We start from the raw sequence: 19,240 nt of genomic DNA, 5'->3' as shown, positions 1-19,240 counted from the left end.
CCGTGGTGGCCCGGCTGCTCGTCGGCGCGGGGTTCGTGGCCGTACGGCTGTTCGCGGGCGTTCCCGGCGGGGCCTGCGGCTCCCGGGGTGCCCGCGGGCCCGTCACTCTCATCGCGCCGCGGCCTTCCCGGCCGGTTCAGGCACCGGGGCCGCTCGCCCGGCCGGGGCCGCCTCCGTGCCGTGCGAGGCCAGCGCCCACCACGCCACCAGCCCGAAGCACACCGCCGTCAGGACCGTCGAGGGCCCGCCGATGTCGGCGTACGCGAAGTCGGTCAACTGCCAGACCAGCAGCCCGCAGGCGACCAGCGCGCAGTCGAGGCCGCGACCCGAGTGGCGGACCCGCAGCAGCCGCCGCAGACCGCACACCAGCAGCGCCAGCCAGCCGCCCGCCAGGGCCAGCAGCCCGATCAGGCCCTGCTCGGCGAGGATCAGCAGGTACATGTTGTGCGGGGACAGCAGCGGCTGCCGTACGAACCCGGTGCCCGCCCCCTCCGTGTCGCTGCCCGCGGACAGCGCCAGCGAGGCGTGGGCGTCCCGGTGCTCCGGGAAACCCTTCAACCCCACACCGGTCAGCGGGTGTTCGCGCCACATCCCGACGGCCGCCGCCCACATGGTGTACCGGTCCGTGACGGACTGGTCCGGCGCGTCGGCGACCTGCGTGATGCTGTCGACGCGCTCCTGGAGCATCGCCGAACCGACCCCGAAGCCCCCGACGAGGATCACCCCGAGGGCGGCCACCACGGCCCCCACCTTCAGCGCCCGCCTGAGACCGGCCAGCAGCAGCTGGACGACGATCGTGACCACCGTGGCGATCCACGCGCCCCGGCTGAAGGAGAGGGCCAGCGGGACCAGCAGCGCCAGTGCGCAGACCGCGGCGACGACCCGCTGCCGTACGGCCGTTCGCCCCGCGCCGAGCGCCAGCCCCACCGCGCACACCAGCCCGAAGGACACCACGGTCGCCATGCCCATCACGTCCTGCGCCCCGAAGGTGCCGACCGCCCGGATCTCCTCGCCCTGGTAGGAGGCGCCGGTCCCGGTCAGGAACTGGTGCACCCCGATCGCCCCCTGCCACCCCGCGAGCCCCACGAACGCCCAGGCCAGCAGCCGGAAATCGGTCCGACCGCGGACCAGCAGCAGCACGGCCGCCGGGACCAGCACGAAGATCTGGAGGTAGCGGCCCAGACCGCCGAGCCCGGCGCCGGGGGAGGAGGCCCCCGTCGCGGCCACGGCGAGCCCGATCACCGGCAGGCCCAGCAGCACCACGGCCACACGCGACAGGGGGCGCCGGCGCTCCCGTACGAGACGCAGCGCGCAGTACAGCACCACCAGCGCGGACACGGCGTCGGCCGGCCCCGCGCCGCCCTCGCCGCCGGGGCCGAGGGGCAGCGCGAGAAGGGCGATCACCGCCAACACCGGGAGGACCGGGGGCAGTTCACGCAGGCGGCTCGGGAGCGGGGCGGCCCCGGCCTGGGTCACCTGGGTCATGGCCGCTCAGCTCCCCGTGGGGCGCACGAGCGAGGCCGCGGTGCGCAGCAGGATGCAGATGTCCTGCCACAGCGACCAGTTGTCGATGTAGGCGTTGTCGAAGCGGGCCCGGTCCTCGATGGAGGTGTCGCCGCGCAACCCGTTGACCTGGGCGAGCCCGGTGATACCGGTCCGCATCCGGTGACGGGCCGCGTAACCGGGGTAGGTCTGGCTGAACTTCGCGACGAAGTACGGCCGTTCGGGCCGCGGTCCGACCAGGCTCATGTCGCCCCACAGCACGTTCCACAGCTGGAGCAGCTCGTCCAGCGAGGTCTTGCGCAGGAAGCGGCAGAACCACGACATCCGGATCTCGTTCGCCACGCTCCACCGGGTCGCGGACTCGTGCTCGTCGACCGGGCGGTGGGTGCGGAACTTCAGCAGCGTGAACGGCTTGCCGTCCTTGCCGATCCGCTCCTGCCGGAACACCACCCCGGGCCCGTCGGTCAGCCTGAGCACCACCGCGCACACCAGCAGCAGCGGGCTGACCAGCAGCAGCAGGCTCCCGGACACGGCCACGTCCAGCAGCCGCTTGCCGGCGCTGCCGCGCCGCCGACCGCCCATGTCCAGGCGACGGCACGGGAATCCGGCGAGCTGGTGGCGGGTCTCGTACGACGGCGAGTCCGCGTCCACCTCCCACACCGAGCAGCCCGACTCCGCGAGCGCCCGCAGCAGCGGCCCCTGCTCGGACCGTACGGAGGGATGCACGGTGAGGACGTCCCGTACGCCGTTCTGGATGAGAGCGCGCTGGACCTCCTCGCCGGTCGTCAGCACCGGGAGGCCGTCGCCGCCTTCGGGCTGGTCGGCCACGATGCCCACCGGCCGCACCCCGCACCGCGGATGGCGCTGCACGGCGGCGGCCACCCGCTGGGCGGTGCCCGCCGGGCCGACCACGAGGGCGGCGCGCGGCCGGGCGAGGCGGGCGGTGCGCCGCCGCCAGTGCACGGCGCCGCGGCCCGCGCAGGCCACCGCCGACTGGATCAGGAAGCCGGCGGTGAGCGTGCCGCCGCCGAGCGCGAGGTGCGGGTCGTAGGCGGCGACCAACGCCGCGACCGCGAGCCACGCCACCGCGATCCGGCCGCACACGGTGGGCAGTTCGTCGAGGATCCCCGGCACGGCCCGGGGCAGCTGCGGGCGCAGCAGTATCGACGCGGCGACCAGGACCGCCGCGAGCAGCGGATGGCGCAGCGCCTCGGCCATCGCCGTGGCGCCGATCAGCGCGGCGACGGCGTCGGCCGCGAGCAGCGGCACCGGCGAGGCGGGCCGGGCCGGGGGCCGCCGCAGCGGGAACCGGAAGCCGGTGGTGGTGCCGCGCGGCGGCATGAGCGAGACAGGCGAGAATCGCAGATTCCGTGGCTGTCCGCCGGGCGAGGGGACGGTACTTTCCGCGGTCACGAGTGGATGGACTCCCTGTATTCGGTGGGCGCGAGGCGCCCTGCGAACTCGCCGCCGAGGAGCTCGCGGTACACGTCCGCCACCGCCCCGGCCGTGTGCCGTACGTCGTGGGTGGCCAGGACGTGCTGACGCCCCTGGTGGCCGAGCGACTCGCGCAGGAGCGGGTCGAGCAGCAGATCGGTGACGGCGCGCGCGAGGGCGGCCGGACTGTCCGGCGGTACCAGGCAGCGGGGCGCGAGACCCGGCGGCAGGCTCTCCCGGGCGCCGTCGACGTCCGTGACCACCACCGGCCGCCCGCACGCCATCGCCTCCAGCGGGGCGAGCGCCATGCCCTCCCAGCGCGAGGGCAGCACCACCAGGTCGGCGGCCTGGTACCAGGGCACGATGTCGTGGACGGCGCCCGCGAACACCACCGACTCCGGCGACCTGCTGCGCAGGGCCTCGGCGTCCGGACCGTCACCCACCAGCACCAGCCGGGCGCGGGGCACGCGCGCGAGGATGGACTCCCAGGCCCGCAGCAGCACGTCCTGCCCCTTCTGCCGGCACAGCCGCCCCACGCACATCACGAGCGGGGCCGCCGGATCGACCTCGGGCAGCAGCGTCGCGCGTACGGTGCCGACGGCCGCGGGGTGGAACCGCCGGGGCTCGATGCCGTTGGGGATCACGCTCCAGCGGGCGGCGATCCCGGCGCGCACGCCGGTCGCACGCTCCGCCGCGCTGACACACACCACCCGGTGCGCCCAGCGCGCCCCCTCCCGCTCCCACCGCAGCGCGAGCGCCGAGGTGAGCCCCCCGACCGCCTCGAACGACCAGGCGTGCGGCTGGAACACGGTCGGGATCCGGCCCCGCACCGCGAGCCGGCCCGCGAGCCCGGCCTTAGCGCTGTGCGCGTGCACCAGGTCGGGCCGCACCGCGCCGATCACACGGGCCAGCCCCCGCACCTCCCGGGGGAGCGCACGCCCGGGCGAGCGGGTCGCGTGCCAGTGGTGCACGTCGGCGCCGACGGCCCGGAGCGCGCCGGCGAGCGGGCCGTCCGGGCAGGCGACCGTGACGTGCAGGCCCGCCGCGAGCTGGGCCCGCGCCAGGTCCGTCACCACCCGGGCGACCCCGCCGTCCACGGGCTGGGTGAGGTGCAGGACCCGTGGCCGAGGGTCGGTGGCTGACTGCTGCATGCGCGGTTTCCTCGCTCACGGGTGGTGCTCAAGAGGGGCGGGAACGCGCCTCACTTACGGGCGTCGACGGCGACGGAGAGCACCCCGGCCCACGCCGCGTCGCGCTGGGCAACGAGCCGGAAGGCCAGCTGGTCACCACCGGAGGCGAGCCCCGTGCCGAGATCGAACACATCGGAGTCGTGGCCGAGGGTGTTCGAATGGGCGGGCTCGCAGCCTCCCGCCGCTGGTCCGGGCTCACCGATGGTCGAATTCGGTACGTCCGTACGGGGGTTGGAGGTGTCCGGGCGGGCGCCACCCACCCGGCGGTCCGTCGAAAGGGTGAGCGAGTCACCCGTGCGGCCCCGGCCGCCGACGGCGAGGAGGGGCGGGGAGGCCGCCAGGGGGCGGCGCGGCGACGGACCCGGGGATGTGCGCATGACCGGCGTGGCCCTTCCGGAACGTACGGACCCTATGAGTGCGATGGGATGCCTATAGGGGTGCTTCGGGAGGTCCGCAACACTAGCCGCTATGCGTATTAATCAGGCTAAAGGGGGCAAGTGTGTCGAGGCGGTGAAGCCGGGGCTCTCCTGAGATCACCCCATTGGGGGCACAACCCCCGGGCCCGCCACGCGTTGACACAGCGCCGGGCATCCCCGCCCGGATGTTTGTGTCAACCCAAGGAGCAGCTCTCCATGTCGCGTATTGCGAAGGGCCTGGCCCTGACCACCGTTGCGGCCGCCGCCGTCGCGGGTAGCGCCGGCCTCGCCGCCGCCGACAGTGGCGCCCAGGCCGCCGCCGCCCACTCCCCGGGCGTGCTGTCGGGCAACGTCGTCCAGGTTCCGGTCCACGTCCCGGTCAACGTCTGCGGCAACACCGTCAACGTGATCGGCCTGCTGAACCCCGCGTTCGGCAACGAGTGCGTCAACGACTGACGTCGACGTCATTCCCTTTGCCGGCCGGGCTCCCGTGACTCCATCACGGGAGCCCGGCCGGTTCTCTGTGTGCCGGTGGCGCCTTCCGACTCGGTCCCCCGTACGGGCGATCGGGTGTTCGAGCGGTCAACTCCGCTTGATGCGGCCCTCACCAGGAGGAACGCGAGGTTGACGGGACGGGCGCGGGAGCGGGCCGTATCCGATCGGTTGCAGAGCGCGAGGGGTGCTTCCACGGTGGGTCCAAGATCCTCGTGCATCGAAAGGAACACCCCCATGCGTGGTCTGTCCGTCCGGCGCATCGCCTCCTCCGCCCTCTGCGGCGCCCTGCTCCTGGGGCTCGCCGGGCCGGCCGCGGTGGCGGCCGAGACCCAGCCGGCGCGCGACCGCGTCCAGGCGGCGTCCCAAGCCCCCGTCCCCGGCGCCGACGGGCTGCTCGCCCAGGTCCAGAGCCTGGGCAACCTCGGCGCCGTGCTCACCCCGGTCACCGATCTCCTCAACGCCGTACTGAAGGCGGACAACGGTCAGCTCTCGGCGGAGGAGGCGACCAAGCTCGGTGACGCCGTGAAGGCCGCGATCGAGAAGGTGAGCGCGGCGGCTCCGGCCGCTCCGGCGGTGCCTTCCGTACCGGCCGTACCGTCGGTGCCTGCCGTACCGGCGACGCCGGCTCTGCCGCAGACGCCGACGAGCTCCCTGCCGACCGGCTCGCTCCCCGCGGTGCCCACGCTCCCCTCACTCTCGACGAGCGGTGACGACTCCAAGGCCGGGGCGTCCGCGAAGCTCCCGGCCGACCTCGTCGCCGACGCGCTCGCCGGCCTCCGGAAGGCGGTCGACACGCTGCTCGCGGCCGCCACCTCCGGTGACGTCACGCAGGTCGTCCCGGCCGTCACCGGTGTGCTGACCGGCCTGGTCAACGTCCTCGCCGCCACGCTGCTGAGCGGGAAGCTGCCGCTGCCCGACCTGCCGGGGCTGCCGGCCCTGCCGAGCGCGCCGAGCCTGCCGACTCCGCCGACGAGCTCCCTGCCCACCAGCCCGCTCCCGGCGTCGTAGGGCGGCTGAATTCCGCCTCCTCGTGGCATCCCGTTGTGCCGGTCCTTCCTGGGCCGGCACAACGGCTTTTTCATGAAAGCCCAATTACTGCGCGCGGGGTTTCCCCCTCGGGGGAGAGATCGTTGGGCACGGTGTCCGCATTCGCCCGGTGACCTGCGTCGCCGAAAGGAAGGAACCCGATGAAGTCCCTGAAGGCTGCCGCTGTAGTTGCCGGTTCCCTGGCCCTCGCCGGTGCCGCCGCGCCCGCGTTCGCCTACAACACCGCCGACGTCACGCCCACCAGCCTCAACGGCGCTGTGAACACGCTCACCAGCGGCCGGCTCGAGCCCGCCGACGTGGCGCCGCTCCAGCACCAGTCGGACGCGCTCGACACCGAGAACAAGGACTCCGTGCTCAACACCGTGAAGGGCGCGACCACCACGCTGAACTCGAGCGGTCTGCTCGGCGGACTTCCGCTCCAGCACTGAGGTTCCCTCCGCGCCGTCAGGGCCGGTGCCCACCGCAAGGGACCGGTCCTGTCAGCCCGTTCGAGGCGTTTCCCTCGATCGTGTGGAGCGGGCGCGGGCGCTCCCCCGGTCGGGTGAGAAGGCACCCGGAGGCCGGTCGACGCGTCGATAAGGTCGCGCGGTGACCTCAACCTCAAGCGAAACCCGCCCCTTCAACGCCCCCGACCTGGGCACGCTCGTCGTGATGGCCTGGAGCGGCGAAGCCCCCGACGGCGACATGCCCTACCTCCTCGCCTACTCCCTCGGGGACGGCGCGGCCGGCCCGGAGGGCTCGACGGCCGCCGTGGAGGCACTGCTGGAGAACAACGGCCTGCCGGTCGGCGGCGACCTCGTCGACGGCAAGGCGCGGCCCAGCCTCCCGGTCAGCCTGCTCGTCGAGTCCGGCACCGCCGTCGTCACCATGCCGGGCTTCAGCGCCCAGTGCGTCCCGCCGCCGGAGTGGCTCGCGGCCGTCGAGGAACGCGGCTTCTGCTACTTCGTGTTCACCACCCGCCCCTGGCCCGAGGGCGAGCCGGGCAAGCCCGTCGACCCCGAGGCGCTGGCCGCCTTCGCGGGCGCCGACGCGACCCTGAACGAGGCCGCGCACATCGTGGTGGCGCCCCGCACCCTGCGCGGCTGATGGAGCGGACCACGGGCGGCGGCGGTGGGGAACGGACGGCGGGCGGCGGCCGCGAGGACCGGACCGCGGGCGGCGGCCCCGGGTTCGCCACGCTGCTGGTGATCACGGGGGCCGCCGGGCTGCTGGCCGCCTGGGTGATCACCCTCGACGAGTTCAAGCTGCTCGAGGACCCGGACTTCACCCCGGGGTGCAGTCTGAACCCGGTGGTGTCCTGCGGCAGTGTCATGAAGAGCGACCAGGCCTCGGCCTTCGGGTTCCCCAACCCGATGCTCGGCCTGGTCGCCTACGCCGTCGTGATCTGCGTCGGCGTCGGCCTGCTGGCCGGCGCCCGCTTCCCCCGCTGGTACTGGCTGACCTTCGACGCCGGCTGTCTGTTCGGCGTCGGGTTCGTGTCGTGGCTGCAGGTCGAGTCGCTGTACCGGATCAACGCGCTGTGCCTGTGGTGCTGTCTGGCGTGGATCGCCACGACCGTCCTGTTCTGGTACGTGACGTCGTTCGCCGTACGCCGTCAATTCCTGCCCGCCCCCGAGGGGTTGAGGACGTTCCTCACCGAATTCACCTGGGTGCTCCCGGTGGCGCACCTCGGGATCGTCGGAATGCTGATCCTGACGCGCTGGTGGGACTTCTGGACTAGCTGATTGCCGTACGTCCTATTACTGCGGCAGTCGGGGGAATCTTGCGCTGGTCCCGGGGCCGGAATCGTTACGGGGGAAGGACGTTGAGCTTCCCGATTCCCGAAAGGCACCGTACCTGAGATGAAGTCGACCACCCGAGGAACCATCGCCGCCGTCATCACGGGCGTAGCGGCCGCGGTGGGCGCCGCGACCCCCGCCGCCGCGGTGGACACGGTTCCGGTCCCCGTGCCGCTGGAGGGCGTCGAGAACTCCCTCGGCATGCAGCTGCCGAAGCTCGGCGCGGAGCTTCCGCTGCTGACGCCGGGCGCGCCCGAGGGCCCGCAGTACGTCGAGGGCCGGCTCATCCCGGAGCGGGTGCTGCCGCAGGTGCCGATCGGCGGCGCGCTGCCCGGCGCGGGCCTGCGCGCCCCGCTGCCGCACGTCCTCGGCGACGACTTCGACCACGTCGGTGTCGGCGCCCCCGCCTCCGACCTGCGCACCCTCGCCCCCGGCCTGAGCGTGGACGCCCCGCTCACCGCCCCCAACCCCGACAACTACGGCCTCCCGGACGCCAAGCTGCCCCAGGTGGGCGTCCTCGCCCCCGTCCTCCAGACGGTCCCGGGCGCCGACCTGGTGACGGGGCCGGGTCTGTAGGACCGAGTGGTCAGCCGTCTGACGGGCCCGGGCGCTGTCGCCCGGGCCCTTCGGTTTCCCTCCGCCCGTGTCGCGGCCCCCGTTCACCTTCCCGGCCGCTCGACGGTGACCGACAGGGGGGTCGGGCGGTTACCGGTACGGACAACCCGAACCGGAGGAGCAGCGATGGTCGTGAGTGTCGAAGTGGCGGCGGTGGGGACGGCGCGGGGTCGCAGCCGGCGTGACCGTGGCGGACCCGCCCGGGTGAGCCGGCGGGGCGTACTGCTGGGGCTGTTCGGACCGGTGGCCGTCGCCGCCGCGTTCGTCCCGGTCGCCGCCGCGACGCGTTCGCTGCGCGCGGCCGAACCGCCCGCGGACATCGTCTTCGACGAGACCTACCGCGGTCGCCGGATCCGGGGCATCAGGACCTCCGCGACCAGCGCGGGCCGCGTCTTCGACGGCGCCCAGTGGCACGTCACCGTCGACGGCCGGCCCCTGCACCTGATGCGCCGCGCCGACGGCACCTGGCTGAGCATGGTCGACCACTACCGGTCGTACGAGACACCGCTCGAAGCCGCCCGCGCCGCCGTCGACGAGCTCGGGCCCGGGCGGCAACTGCGCGAAGGAACACAGCCACACATGGGGGGAGACCATGGCGTACACGCGTAAGGACGTCAGCACACTGACCGCCACGGAGAAGCGGCGGTTCGTGAAGGCGATGCTGGAGGTGAAACGGCGCGGCGAGTACGACGAGTTCGTGCGCATCCACATCGAGTACTACAACTCCGACGGGGAGGACGGCCTCCGTACGGCCCACATGGCGCCCTCCTTCCTGCCCTGGCACCGGCGCTTCCTGCTGGACCTGGAGCGGGCGCTGCGGCGCGTCGACTCGTCGGTGACGGTGCCGTACTGGGACTGGACCCGCGACCGTACGGCGACCTCGGCGCCCTGGACCAAGGACCTGCTCGGCGGCAACGGCCGGCGTTCGGACCGGCAGGTGATGACCGGGCCGTTCGCCTGGGCGACCGGTAACTGGACCCTCAAGGAGGGCGTCACCGACGGGGAGTTCCTCACCCGTGACCTCGGCCGCTCCGCCGCCCCGATCGCCCTGCCGACGAAGAGCGAGCTGGAGGGGGCGCTCGCCGATCCGGTCTACGACGTCTCGCCCTGGGACTCCACGGTGACCAGGGGGTTCCGCAACAAGCTGGAGGGCTGGGGGAGCGGGCGGGGCAGTGTCGCCTGGCGCAACCACAACCGGGTGCACCGCTGGGTCGGCGGGGCCATGGTCGGCGGCGCGTCCGTCAACGACCCCGTCTTCTGGATGCATCACGCCTTCATCGACCTGTGCTGGTACCGCTGGCAGCGGCGGCACGCCGGTGCCCGCTACCAGCCGGCCAGGCCGCCGGGTCCGGCGAACGCCCAGTACCGGCGGGTCGTGGCCCGGGGCGAGAAGCTGCCGCCGTGGGGTGTGACACCGGATCAGCTGGAGGACGTCAGCGGGATCTACCGGTACGCCTGAGACCCACGGACCGTCCCTGGGCATGGGAAGAGCCCCGGCGCTCGAGGTGCCGGGGCTCTGTGCCGGGTACGGACGGTCAGCCGCCGTAGCCGTAGCCGCCGTGTCCACCGGGGCCGGGGTTGCCCTTGTGGCCGCCGTCGTTGACGCAGCTGTTGCCGAAGGCCGGGTTCAGCAGGCCGATCACGTCCACGGTGTTCCCGCACAGGTTGACCGGGATGTGGACCGGGACCTGGACGACGTTGCCCGACAGAACACCGGGCGAGCCGACGGCCTCGGCGCCGGCACCCGCGTCCGCCAGCGCCATGCCGGCGCCGCCGATGACCACGGCGCCGGTGCCGAGGGCGACACCCGCTGCCTTCGCGATGCGAGACATCACGTACTCCTTCTGACTCGTTGGGTGCGACGACAGGACGCGCCGTCGCACTCCCCCTTCAACGCGGCCACTCACTCCTGGTAACGGCGTTCATGTGGGGATCACCCTTTTTGAACAGCCGGGCCGGGTTCCGCTCTCGTGTGCGAGGGAAATTCACTCGGAGCGGCGGGGGCGGCCCGGCTAGCCTCCGGACATGGCTATCGACACCGAACCGGTCGACCAAGTGATCCGTCTGTTCGCCGAGGAGAGCCGCGTGCGGGCCTTCGCCGCGGTCGCGCTGGGCGCCGGCACCCCCGCGGCGGTCGCCCGGACGGCCGGTCTGTCGGCGCGGGAGACGGCCGTGGCGCTGCATCGCCTGGGCGAGCAGGGCGTGGTGGTCGAGCAGGCCGACGGGGCGCTGGAAGTGGCGTACGGCCTCTTCAAGGACTACGCGCGACGGGCACCCGCCGAGGAGGCGCCGGTCCCGGCGGAGCCGGTGCTGCGGACGTTCGTCCGGGGCGGGCGGCTGGTCCGGCTGCCGGCGCAGTGGAGCCGCAAGAAGCGGGTCCTGGAGCACATCGCCGAGCAGACCTTCGAGCCCGGGGTGGACTACCCCGAGCGGGTCGTCGACGAGAAGCTGCGGGCCTGGTGCGAGGACAGCGACGCCATCGACCATGTGACGCTCCGGCGCTATTTGGTGGACCTGCACCATCTGCGGCGGAGCGAGGGGATCTATCGCAGGCCTGCCGTGGGCGGGGCCTCAGGGGAGCCGTCGTGCGGGTGACGCCGTCTCAGGGGAGTCGTCGTACGGGTGAACCCGCCAGGTAGGCCTCGATGTTCTCGACCGCCTGGCCGTAGTACGTCGTGTAGTTGGCCTGCGAGACATAGCCGAGGTGCGGGGTGGCGAGCAGGCGGGGGGTCGTGCGCAGGGGATGGTCGGCGGGGAGGGGCTCGGTGTCGAAGACGTCGAGGGCCGCTCCGGCGATCCGGCCCTCGTGCAGGGCGGTGAGGAGCGCGTCCTGGTCGACGATCGCCGCGCGCGAGGTGTTGATCAGGTAGGCGGTGGGCTTGAGGAGGGCGAGTTCGGCGGGGCCGAGCAGGCCTCTGGTGCGGTCGCCGAGGGCGAGGTGCACGGAGACGAAGTCGCTGGTGGAGAGCAGGTCTTGCAGGGACGGGGCGAGTTCCGTGCCCACCTCGTCCGCGCGTTCCCGGGTGAGGTTCTGGCTCCAGGCGCTGACCTGCATGCCGAAGGCGAGACCGACCTGGGCGACGCGGCTGCCGATCTTGCCGAGACCGAGCAGTCCGAGCCGGCGGCCGTGCAGGTCGGCGCCGACGGTGGACTGCCAGGGGCCCTGCGCGCGGAGGGCGTTGCTCTCCTCGACGATCCCGCGGGCGAGGCCGAGGAGCAGGGCCCAGGTCAGTTCGACCGGCGGGGTCGAGGAGCTGGCCGTGCCGCAGACGGTGACGCCGTGTGCCTCGGCGGCGGCGTAGTCGATGACGGTGTTGCGCATGCCGGAGGCGATGAGCAGCTTCAGCCGGGGCAGGCGGGCGAAGAGGGCGGCGGGGAAGGGGACGCGCTCGCGCAGGGTGACCACGATGTCGGCGTCGGCGAGAGCGGCGACCAGGGTGTCCTCGTCGGCGAAGTGGCTGTCGTAGGAGACGACTTCGACGCGGTCCGCGAGCGCCGACCAGTCGGCGAAGCGCGTCGCCGCCCGCTGGAAGTCGTCGAGCACGGCACAGCGCAGACGCATGTCGGTCCTTCCCCCTGTGGTGGGTCCCGGCCAGGGTGATCGACTCTACGCCGCGGCACTGTCAGTAGGGGTCGCGCATGATCTCGGTAGGTGCGAGAAGCCGTCCCGTCCGGCGAGCGCTTCGGGCCCGAGGCGCTTGGCCACGTACCGCTGCGGGGCCGGACATGAAAAGACCCCCTGCCCGAACGACGTGGTCAGAAGGTGTTTGCGCCCCCGGCAGGACTCGAACCTGCGGCCAAGCGCTTAGAAGGCGCCTGCTCTATCCACTGAGCTACGGGGGCCGGGTGTGGTGGCCTCTGTCTTGGGTGCCCGGGTGTGGGCCGTTCCGTGACGTTGCCGGGGACAAGGATAGGGCTCCCACGACCTTGTCCCTGTTGCTTCGCCTCCGTGGCTCGATGTGGAGGTTCAGTGAAGCGGTCCTGATAATCGCAGGCAGGTACGAATCGTGCATCGCTTTTGCCGCCTCGCGCACCGGGTGTTGTGCACTCGTTATGCCTGGACTGTGCCTGCGTCCCAGTCATCCCTTCCGTCCCTTATGTCCTGTCGGCGCGCAGGCATGCTCATATGCTTCAGAATTCCCCTAAAATTGGGCATTCTTCACATGTGGTGACCTTGGACGTACGGCCTCAGCTGCTCGACGCACTCTCCGCCCTGCGCGACCGTGTCGCCGCCGCACGCTTCCCGCTGCCCCTGGCGGGGGCCCCACGCGCGCGTGCCAACCGCGACGAACTGCTCGCCCAGCTCGACGACTATCTGGTGCCCCGGCTGAGGGATCCCGAAGCGCCGCTGCTGGCCGTCGTGGGCGGCTCCACCGGGGCCGGCAAGTCGACCCTCGTCAACTCCCTTGTGGGGCGCCGGGTGAGCGAGGCGGGCGTACTGCGGCCGACCACCCGGACCCCGGTGCTGGTCTGCCATCCGGAGGACCATCACTGGTTCAGCGGGATGCGTGTCCTGCCCGACCTCACCCGCGTGTGGGTGCCCCACCGGGAGGCGGGGGACGAACTCCTGCTGCCCGGCGAGAACCCCGCGCGCGTGCTGCGCATCGAGACCGCCGACACCCTCCCGCCCGGCCTCGCGCTCCTCGACGCGCCCGACATCGACTCCCTGGTCGCCGACAACCGCGTCCTCGCCGCCGAGCTGATCTGCGCGGCCGACGTCTGGATCATGGTCACCACGGCCGCCCGCTACGCCGACGCCGTCCCCTGGCACCTCCTGCGCACCGCCAAGGAGTACGACGCCACCCTGGTGACCGTTCTCGACCGGGTGCCGCACCAGGTCGTCTCCGAGGTCTCCCGGCAGTACGGCGCCCTGCTCACCAAGGCGGGCCTCGGCGAGGTGCCCCGCTTCACGGTGCCGGAGCTGCCCGAGTCGGCCTGGGGCGGCGGACTGCTGCCGGCCACCGCGGTGGCACCGCTGCGGACCTGGCTCGTCCACCAGGTGCAGGAGCCGGCCGCCCGGCAGCACACCGTCGCCCGTACGGCCCACGGCGTGCTCGCCTCCCTCAAGTCCCGGATGCCCGAGCTGGCCAGTGCCGCCGCCGCCCAGTACGCGGCCGCGCTGCGGCTCACCACCGCCGTCGAGGTGGCGTACGACAGCGAGTACGCGCGCGTGCGGGGGCGGCTGCAGGCCGGTGCCGTGCTCGCCGGTGACGCCCTCAAGCGCTGGCGTGCCTTCCCCCTCGACTGCACCGCCGGCGAACTCCTGGATGCCCTGGTGGAGAGCCTGGGCGCCCTCCTGCTGTGCGCGGTCACCGCCGCCGACGAGCGGGTCGCCGAGGCCTGGCGGCGCGAACCGGCCGCCGCGGCGCCTGAACTGACCGACCGTGATCCGACCCCGGAGAGCGCCGAGCACCGGATCGGGATGGCCGTACGGCGGTGGCGGCGGGAGCTGGAGGAGTACGCCGAGGACGAGGTCCGGGGCCTCGACCGAGGTGTCGCGCCCGACCCCGAGACCGTGGCCGCCCTCGTCGCCACCGCGCTGCTGGGCGGGCGGCGGGCCCGGGTCGCCGGTGAGGGGCTCGCCGAGCGGATCGGCGCCCATGGCGCGCTGCGGCTGCGGGACCGGGGCGGGCGGCTGCTCGCCGAGCACCTCGACCGGGTCGTGCACGCCGAACGCGAACGCCGGCTCGCCCCGCTCGACGCACTCGAAGTACACCCCGAGCCCCAGGCCGAGCTCATCGCCGCGCTGTCCGTACTGCAGAAGGAGAGGTGACCGATGACCGCCGTCACGGATCAGGACCACACGGATCAGGACCACACCGAGCGGGCGGGGGACGCCGTATCGGAGGAGGAGGGGGAGGCGGCGGCCGGGGGCTCGGCGGGCGCCGGGGGAGCGGGGGGCGAGGAGGGGTACGCGCGCGTGGAGGCCGGAGACGGGCGTGAGGAGGACGGACGTGAGGGTGCCGGGGCCGGTTCCGGTTCCGGTGTCGGGGAGGGGCGTCGGGGGGACGGAGACGCTGGTGGGGCGGTGAGCGACGGGACCGCGCGGGTGAAGGACGGACACGCGGGTGGGGAGAAGGGGCGGGGCCGTGCGCGGGCGGGGACGGGAGTGGGGCGCGAGGGTGACGTGTCCGGTCGGGCGCGCGCGAGGTCGGGGCGGGACGGGGATGCGTCCGGTCGTGGGCGGGTCGGGTCGGGGCAGGAGGGGGGCGAGGAGCCGGGGCACCGGCGTGAGGACGGGCGGCGCGGGCGTGATGACGGGCGGCGCGGGGGTGATGACGGGCGGCGCGGGCTTGAGGAGGGTCAGCGCGGGCGTGAGGAGGGTCGGCGCCGGGGCGAGGGCGGTAAGCACCCGCGGGAGGCCGGTGAGCGCGTGCGTGAGGACGGGCGGCACGAGCGCGAGGTCGGTAGGCCCGGGCGTGAGGAAGGGCGGCCCGGGCGTGAGGACGGGCGGCCTGGGCGTGAGGACGGGCGGCACGCGCGTGAGGTCGGTAAGCCCGGGCGTGAGGACGGGCGGCACGTGCGCGAGGTCGGTAAGCCGGGGCGTGAGGAAGGGCGGTCCGGGCGGGACGACGGCAGGCACGCGCGCGAGGAGAGGCCCCGTGGGCGGGCCGCGGGAGGGCGCGGGGACGGGGAGGCTGGGAGCGGGTCCCCTGAGGTGGTCGATGCCGGTGTGATGGTCGACGGTGAATCGGGTGGTGCCTGGGACGACGGGCTGATCGCGCGGCGGGTGACCGCCGAGAGCGAGCAGGCGGCCGTCGTGGAGGCGCGTGGGCACAACGCGCCGCCCGCCGCCCCGCTGGCGTACGACGGCCCTCTGCGCTCCCGTCTGGACGCGCTGCGGGAGCTGATCGGGCTCTCCCGGACCCGGCTCGACAGCCGGACGCTCGCCGAGGCCGGCCAGGTCCTGGACGAGGCGGCCGCCCGGCGCAGGCTCTCCGGGCAGCACACCGTCGTCGCCATCGCGGGAGCGACCGGCAGCGGCAAGTCGCAGTTGTTCAACGCGCTCGCCGGAGTGACGATCTCGGAGACCGGCGTGCGCCGGCCCACCACCGCCGCGCCGATCGCGTGCAGTTGGAGCGACGGCTCGGCCAGTCTCATCGAACGGCTCGGCATCCCGCCCCGGCTGCGGCGGCGCCCGCTCCAGAGCGCCGAGTCGGAGGCCCAGCTGCGCGGGCTCGTCCTGGTCGACCTGCCCGACCACGACTCGGCCGCGGTCCAGCACCGCGAGCACGTGGACCGGATCCTGGCGCTCGTCGACGCCGTCATCTGGGTCGTGGACCCCGAGAAGTACGCCGACGCGATGCTGCACGAGCGCTATCTGCGGCCCATGGCGGGCCACGCGGAGGTCATGTTCATCGTCCTCAACCAGATCGACCGGCTGCCCGGTGAGGCCGCCGAGCAGGTCCTCGACGACCTGCGGCGACTGCTGGACGAGGACGGGATCGCGCTCGGGGAGTACGGCGAACCGGGCGCCACCGTGCTCGCGCTGTCCGCGCTCACCGGGGACGGCATCGGTGAACTGCGGGAGTCGCTCGGCCAGTTCGTCGCCGAGCGCGGGGCTCCCGCGCGGCGGATCGCGGCCGACGTGGACGCGGCCGCGTGGCGCCTGCGGCCCGTCTACGCGACCGGCCGGCGCACCGGCCTGAGCGAGGACGCGCGCGACGACTTCGCCGCCCGCCTCGCGGACTCGGTCGGCGCCACCGCGGCGGGCGAGGCGGCCGAACGCGCCTGGCTGCGCAACGCCAACCGCGCGTGCGGCACGCCCTGGCTGCGGCTGTGGCGCTGGTACCAGGACCGGCGCGAACCTGTCACGGGACGGCTGCCGTTGCGCACCCAGGCCGACGAGGAGGCGACCGCGCGGCAACAGGTCGAGCAGGCCGTACGGACGCTCGCCGACCGCGCCTCGGCGGGACTGCCCGCGCCCTGGGCGCAGGCGGTGCGCGAGGCGGCCGTACGGGGCTCCCAGGGGCTTCCCGAGGCGCTGGACGAGCTGACGGCCCGGGCCGGGCTGCCACCGGGCAAGCCACCGCGTCCGGGCTGGTGGCCGGCGGCCGTGCTGGCCCAGGCATCGATGACGCTGCTTCAGATCGTCGGCGGCGCCTGGCTGGTGGGGCAGATCGTCGGGGTCATGGCGCCGAACCTCGGGGTTCCGGTGCTGCTGATGGTCTTGGGCATCATCGGCGGCCCGCTCGTCGAGTGGAGCTGCCGGATGGCGGCGCGGGGGCCCGCGCGGCGGTACGGCGTGGAGGCGGAACGGCGGTTGCGGGAGGCGGCGGCGGGGTGCGGGCGGGCCCGGGTGCTGGATCCGGTGGCGGCGGAGCTGCTGCGGTACCGGGAGGTCCGGGAGCAGTACGGGAGGGTCGTGGGGGTGGGGTGACGGGTGGTTCCGTGGACCGGGTCCCTCGTTCGGGTGGTGGAGTTTTCCACAGCCCGTGGACGGTCCACAGGGCGCAGCGGGCTCGGCCCGGCGGAGGCAGTCTGGCTTCGCGGCGATCGCGGTGACGCGGTCGGCACGCAGACGGCAACAGCCGTACGGGACGGGCCCGTACGCATGTCCGGGAGGGTTTTCCGCGATGAACGAGACGATGATCTGCGCGGTGGGCAACGTGGCGACACAGCCGGTGTACCGCGAGTTGGCGACCGGCGCGTCGGTGCGGTTCCGGCTCGCGGCGACCGCGCGCTATCTGGACCGCGAGAAGAACGAGTGGACGGACGGGCACACCAACTTCTTCACGGTGTGGGCCAACCGCCAGCTCGCCACCAACGTGTCCGGGTCCATCAACGTGGGCGATCCGGTGGTCGTCCAGGGCCGGTTGAAGGTGCGGTCGGAGGTCCGCGAGGGGCAGCCGTCCTGGACCTCGGCCGACATCGACGCGGTGGCGATCGGCCACGACCTCGCGCGCGGCACCTCGGCCTTCCGGCGCACCCAGCGGGCGGAGAACGCGGCGGGCGGCGCGCCCGCGCAGCCGGAGCCGGCCTGGGAGACACCGCCGGGCGACGACACCGCGGACCGGCGGGAGGCCGTCGCGGTGACGTGACGTCAGGCGGGCGCCGGTGCTCTGACCGAAGTGCGGCTTATCGGCGGGCTTATCGGCGAATGCGTCCGGAACTTCCGGTCGACTTGTCGATAAGCCCTGCCGGTGAAGGGGGCTGGCGATAACGATTCCGAGTCGGATCGATCTTCCGACCGCATCCCCGGGAAGAGCGGCGCGGCCGCGTCCCTAGGATGCCGAACACAGCTCTCGGGGCTATTGATTCTGCTGGTGGGACCGCCACCCCGCTCGTCAACGGGTCCTGCTCGAAGGGGAATTCCGTGTTTTCTGCGTTCTCTGCGCTGTCCGTGCGCGGACGGGGAGCGGCTCGCCTCGCGGCCGCCACCTTCGTCTCCGGCCTGCTCGCGGCCGGTATGGCGGTGGCCGCCGCCGGCACGGCCACGGCGGACGACACGGCACAGAACCAGAGAGGGGCGACCGCGACCATAGGAGGTCTGAAGACCTACGGCGAAGCGGTGATCCACGACACCAACGGCGATCTCCAGGTGCCCGCCGGGCTGTTCGAGATGTCCGTCGAGGGCGGCGGCACCCTGCAGACCTACTGCGTCGACCTCTACAACCCGACGCAGAAGGACGCCAAGTACCACGAGACCGACTGGAGCGGGACCTCGCTGGGCGCCAACAGGAACGCGGGGAAGATCCGTTGGATCCTCCAGAACTCCTACCCCCAGGTGAACGACCTCGCGGCGCTCGCCACCGAGGCCGGTGTCCCCGCCGGGCTGACCGAGCAGGACGCGGCGGCCGGGACCCAGGTGGCGATCTGGCGCTACTCGGACGCGGCGGACGTGGACGCCGTCGACCCGCAGGCCGAGAAGCTCGCGGACTACCTGGAGAAGAGCGCCCGTGACCTCACGGAACCGGCGGCCTCGCTGACCCTCGACCCGCCCGCGGTCTCCGGCCACCCCGGCGAGCTGCTCGGCCCGGTGACGGTGCACACCAACGCGGCCGGTACGACGGTCACGCCGCCGGCCGACGCGGCCACCAGCGGGGTGCGGATCGTCGGCAAGGACGGCAAGCCGGTGACCTCCGCGAGCAACGGCAGCGAGCTCTACTTCGACGTCCCCGAGGACGCGGGGGCGGGGGCGGCCGACCTCACCGTGCAGGCCTCCACCACTGTGCCGGTCGGCCGGGCCTTCGCCTCGGAGAGCCGGAGCCAGACGCAGATCCTGGCCGGTTCCAGCGAGTCGACGGTCTCGGCGACGGCGAGCGCGACCTGGGCGGAGCAGGGTGCCGTACCGGCCCTGTCCGCGGCCCGGAACTGCACCAAGGGCGGCCTGGACATCACCGCGACCAACCAGGGCGACGAGGAGTTCGGCTTCGAGCTCATGGGCACGCAGTACGCCATCGCGGCGGGCGAGACCCGCACGGTGACGGTCCCGCTCCAGGAGGACCAGGCGTACGACTTCACGATCAAGGGCCCCGACGGCCTCGTGGAGCGCTTCACCGGGGTCCTGGACTGCCGCACCCGGAGCAGTGAGACGGGCGCCACCACCCAGACCCTCAGCGAGCCGAGCCCCGCCACGGTGGCCGCGCCCTCCGCCGACGTCAACCTCGCCGAGACCGGCGGCTCCGCGACGACGCCGCTGATCGCCGGTACCGCGATCGGGCTGGTCGTGATCGGGGGCGCCTTCCTGGTGCACACGGGCCGGAAGCAGAACCGCACGCACGACTGACCTCGGCGCGTCGGCGCGGGCAGAATGGCCCGC

Annotated in this window: 19 protein-coding genes and 1 tRNA gene; 13 read left to right on the top strand and 7 right to left on the bottom strand. The window is 73.4% G+C overall.

What is annotated here, in order from left to right:
* Window positions 1–108 precede the first annotated feature (108 nt).
* From AC2XR2_RS15485 to AC2XR2_RS15470, 4 genes are read right to left on the bottom strand one after another with little or no spacing between them, the layout of a single operon-like run.
* Entirely contained in the window at window positions 109–1,485 is a 1,377-nt protein-coding gene (locus tag AC2XR2_RS15485) for an O-antigen ligase family protein (protein ID WP_491515333.1), read from the bottom strand.
* A 6-nt stretch (window positions 1,486–1,491) separates the two neighbouring features.
* Window positions 1,492–2,916 carry a sugar transferase gene (locus AC2XR2_RS15480; protein ID WP_449351237.1) on the bottom strand — a complete coding sequence of 475 codons (1,425 nt, stop codon included), beginning with the start codon at window positions 2,914–2,916 and terminating at the stop codon, window positions 1,492–1,494.
* A complete protein-coding gene (locus AC2XR2_RS15475; protein ID WP_491515332.1) occupies window positions 2,913–4,088 on the bottom strand; it encodes a glycosyltransferase in 1,176 nt (391 codons plus the stop codon). Before AC2XR2_RS15475 ends, AC2XR2_RS15480 begins: the two co-directional genes overlap by 4 nt.
* 50 nt (window positions 4,089–4,138) lie before the next feature.
* On the bottom strand, window positions 4,139–4,504 hold the full coding sequence (locus tag AC2XR2_RS15470) for a hypothetical protein (protein ID WP_491515331.1): 366 nt from the start codon (window positions 4,502–4,504) through the stop codon (window positions 4,139–4,141).
* Window positions 4,505–4,759: 255 nt separating this feature from the next.
* On the opposite strand from AC2XR2_RS15470, the gene chpG reads away from it, so the two are divergent.
* From chpG to AC2XR2_RS15430, 8 genes are all read left to right on the top strand, one after another.
* Window positions 4,760–4,999, top strand: a complete 240-nt coding sequence (gene chpG, locus AC2XR2_RS15465; RefSeq protein ID WP_330266842.1) for a chaplin ChpG — start codon at window positions 4,760–4,762, stop codon at window positions 4,997–4,999.
* A gap of 273 nt (window positions 5,000–5,272) precedes the next feature.
* Window positions 5,273–6,046 carry a hypothetical protein gene (locus AC2XR2_RS15460; protein WP_491515330.1) on the top strand — a complete coding sequence of 258 codons (774 nt, stop codon included), beginning with the start codon at window positions 5,273–5,275 and terminating at the stop codon, window positions 6,044–6,046.
* Between the two features lie 179 nt (window positions 6,047–6,225).
* The gene (locus AC2XR2_RS15455) at window positions 6,226–6,513 is read left to right on the top strand and encodes a hypothetical protein (protein ID WP_330266844.1); all 288 of its coding nucleotides are present in this window, start codon (window positions 6,226–6,228) and stop codon (window positions 6,511–6,513) included.
* A gap of 160 nt (window positions 6,514–6,673) precedes the next feature.
* Window positions 6,674–7,171, top strand: coding sequence for a DUF5949 family protein (locus tag AC2XR2_RS15450; RefSeq protein WP_381308274.1), 498 nt, complete (start codon window positions 6,674–6,676; stop codon window positions 7,169–7,171).
* Complete coding sequence (locus AC2XR2_RS15445) at window positions 7,171–7,809, top strand: vitamin K epoxide reductase family protein (protein WP_491515329.1); 639 nt, start codon at window positions 7,171–7,173, stop codon at window positions 7,807–7,809. The genes AC2XR2_RS15450 and AC2XR2_RS15445 overlap by 1 nt, the downstream gene beginning before the upstream one ends.
* 117 nt (window positions 7,810–7,926) lie before the next feature.
* Window positions 7,927–8,439, top strand: coding sequence for a hypothetical protein (locus AC2XR2_RS15440; protein WP_330266847.1), 513 nt, complete (start codon window positions 7,927–7,929; stop codon window positions 8,437–8,439).
* A 165-nt stretch (window positions 8,440–8,604) separates the two neighbouring features.
* Window positions 8,605–9,087, top strand: coding sequence for a tyrosinase family oxidase copper chaperone (locus tag AC2XR2_RS15435; RefSeq protein WP_381308280.1), 483 nt, complete (start codon window positions 8,605–8,607; stop codon window positions 9,085–9,087).
* On the top strand, window positions 9,071–9,937 hold the full coding sequence (locus tag AC2XR2_RS15430; RefSeq protein ID WP_449351241.1) for a tyrosinase family protein: 867 nt from the start codon (window positions 9,071–9,073) through the stop codon (window positions 9,935–9,937). Before AC2XR2_RS15435 ends, AC2XR2_RS15430 begins: the two co-directional genes overlap by 17 nt.
* Window positions 9,938–10,013: 76 nt before the next feature.
* On the opposite strand, the gene AC2XR2_RS15425 is transcribed toward AC2XR2_RS15430, so the two are convergent.
* Window positions 10,014–10,310, bottom strand: coding sequence for a chaplin (locus tag AC2XR2_RS15425; protein ID WP_330266850.1), 297 nt, complete (start codon window positions 10,308–10,310; stop codon window positions 10,014–10,016).
* A 193-nt stretch (window positions 10,311–10,503) separates the two neighbouring features.
* On the opposite strand from AC2XR2_RS15425, the gene AC2XR2_RS15420 reads away from it, so the two are divergent.
* On the top strand, window positions 10,504–11,073 hold the full coding sequence (locus AC2XR2_RS15420; protein ID WP_491515328.1) for a DUF2087 domain-containing protein: 570 nt from the start codon (window positions 10,504–10,506) through the stop codon (window positions 11,071–11,073).
* A 7-nt stretch (window positions 11,074–11,080) separates the two neighbouring features.
* On the opposite strand, the gene AC2XR2_RS15415 is transcribed toward AC2XR2_RS15420, so the two are convergent.
* Window positions 11,081–12,040 (bottom strand): D-2-hydroxyacid dehydrogenase family protein, encoded by a 960-nt coding sequence (locus tag AC2XR2_RS15415; RefSeq protein ID WP_491515327.1) that lies wholly within the window; start codon window positions 12,038–12,040, stop codon window positions 11,081–11,083.
* Window positions 12,041–12,248: 208 nt separating this feature from the next.
* Window positions 12,249–12,321, bottom strand: a tRNA-Arg gene (locus AC2XR2_RS15410).
* 322 nt (window positions 12,322–12,643) lie between these two features.
* Here AC2XR2_RS15410 and AC2XR2_RS15405 point away from each other — a divergent pair.
* The 4 genes from AC2XR2_RS15405 (at window position 12,644) to AC2XR2_RS15390 (ending at window position 19,207) form a co-directional block, all read left to right on the top strand.
* Window positions 12,644–14,251 (top strand): dynamin family protein, encoded by a 1,608-nt coding sequence (locus AC2XR2_RS15405; RefSeq protein ID WP_330266853.1) that lies wholly within the window; start codon window positions 12,644–12,646, stop codon window positions 14,249–14,251.
* Between the two features lie 747 nt (window positions 14,252–14,998).
* Window positions 14,999–16,858 carry a YfjP family GTPase gene (locus AC2XR2_RS15400; RefSeq protein ID WP_491515326.1) on the top strand — a complete coding sequence of 620 codons (1,860 nt, stop codon included), beginning with the start codon at window positions 14,999–15,001 and terminating at the stop codon, window positions 16,856–16,858.
* Window positions 16,859–17,054: 196 nt separating this feature from the next.
* The gene (locus AC2XR2_RS15395; protein ID WP_449351244.1) at window positions 17,055–17,519 is read left to right on the top strand and encodes a single-stranded DNA-binding protein; all 465 of its coding nucleotides are present in this window, start codon (window positions 17,055–17,057) and stop codon (window positions 17,517–17,519) included.
* A gap of 275 nt (window positions 17,520–17,794) precedes the next feature.
* The gene (locus tag AC2XR2_RS15390) at window positions 17,795–19,207 is read left to right on the top strand and encodes a Cys-Gln thioester bond-forming surface protein (RefSeq protein ID WP_491515325.1); all 1,413 of its coding nucleotides are present in this window, start codon (window positions 17,795–17,797) and stop codon (window positions 19,205–19,207) included.
* Window positions 19,208–19,240: the final 33 nt, after the last annotated feature.

This window comes from Streptomyces sp. LS-MS-L19 (genome assembly GCF_058382285.1).
Note: the sequence above shows the minus strand (reverse complement) of the source record. Positions and strands in the feature narration are given on the sequence as shown.

Bases quoted from the DNA above. Each gene is read 5' to 3' on its own strand.
- AC2XR2_RS15485 (WP_491515333.1), bottom strand. From the start codon at position 1,485: ATGACCCAGGTGACCCAGGCCGGGGCCGCCCCGCTCCCGAGCCGCCTG.
- AC2XR2_RS15475 (WP_491515332.1), bottom strand. From the start codon at position 4,088: ATGCAGCAGTCAGCCACCGACCCTCGGCCACGGGTCCTGCACCTCACC.
- AC2XR2_RS15470 (WP_491515331.1), bottom strand. From the start codon at position 4,504: ATGCGCACATCCCCGGGTCCGTCGCCGCGCCGCCCCCTGGCGGCCTCC.
- chpG (WP_330266842.1), top strand. From the start codon at position 4,760: ATGTCGCGTATTGCGAAGGGCCTGGCCCTGACCACCGTTGCGGCCGCC.
- AC2XR2_RS15460 (WP_491515330.1), top strand. From the start codon at position 5,273: ATGCGTGGTCTGTCCGTCCGGCGCATCGCCTCCTCCGCCCTCTGCGGC.
- AC2XR2_RS15455 (WP_330266844.1), top strand. From the start codon at position 6,226: ATGAAGTCCCTGAAGGCTGCCGCTGTAGTTGCCGGTTCCCTGGCCCTC.
- AC2XR2_RS15445 (WP_491515329.1), top strand. From the start codon at position 7,171: ATGGAGCGGACCACGGGCGGCGGCGGTGGGGAACGGACGGCGGGCGGC.
- AC2XR2_RS15440 (WP_330266847.1), top strand. From the start codon at position 7,927: ATGAAGTCGACCACCCGAGGAACCATCGCCGCCGTCATCACGGGCGTA.
- AC2XR2_RS15435 (WP_381308280.1), top strand. From the start codon at position 8,605: ATGGTCGTGAGTGTCGAAGTGGCGGCGGTGGGGACGGCGCGGGGTCGC.
- AC2XR2_RS15430 (WP_449351241.1), top strand. From the start codon at position 9,071: ATGGCGTACACGCGTAAGGACGTCAGCACACTGACCGCCACGGAGAAG.
- AC2XR2_RS15425 (WP_330266850.1), bottom strand. From the start codon at position 10,310: ATGTCTCGCATCGCGAAGGCAGCGGGTGTCGCCCTCGGCACCGGCGCC.
- AC2XR2_RS15420 (WP_491515328.1), top strand. From the start codon at position 10,504: ATGGCTATCGACACCGAACCGGTCGACCAAGTGATCCGTCTGTTCGCC.
- AC2XR2_RS15415 (WP_491515327.1), bottom strand. From the start codon at position 12,040: ATGCGTCTGCGCTGTGCCGTGCTCGACGACTTCCAGCGGGCGGCGACG.
- AC2XR2_RS15395 (WP_449351244.1), top strand. From the start codon at position 17,055: ATGAACGAGACGATGATCTGCGCGGTGGGCAACGTGGCGACACAGCCG.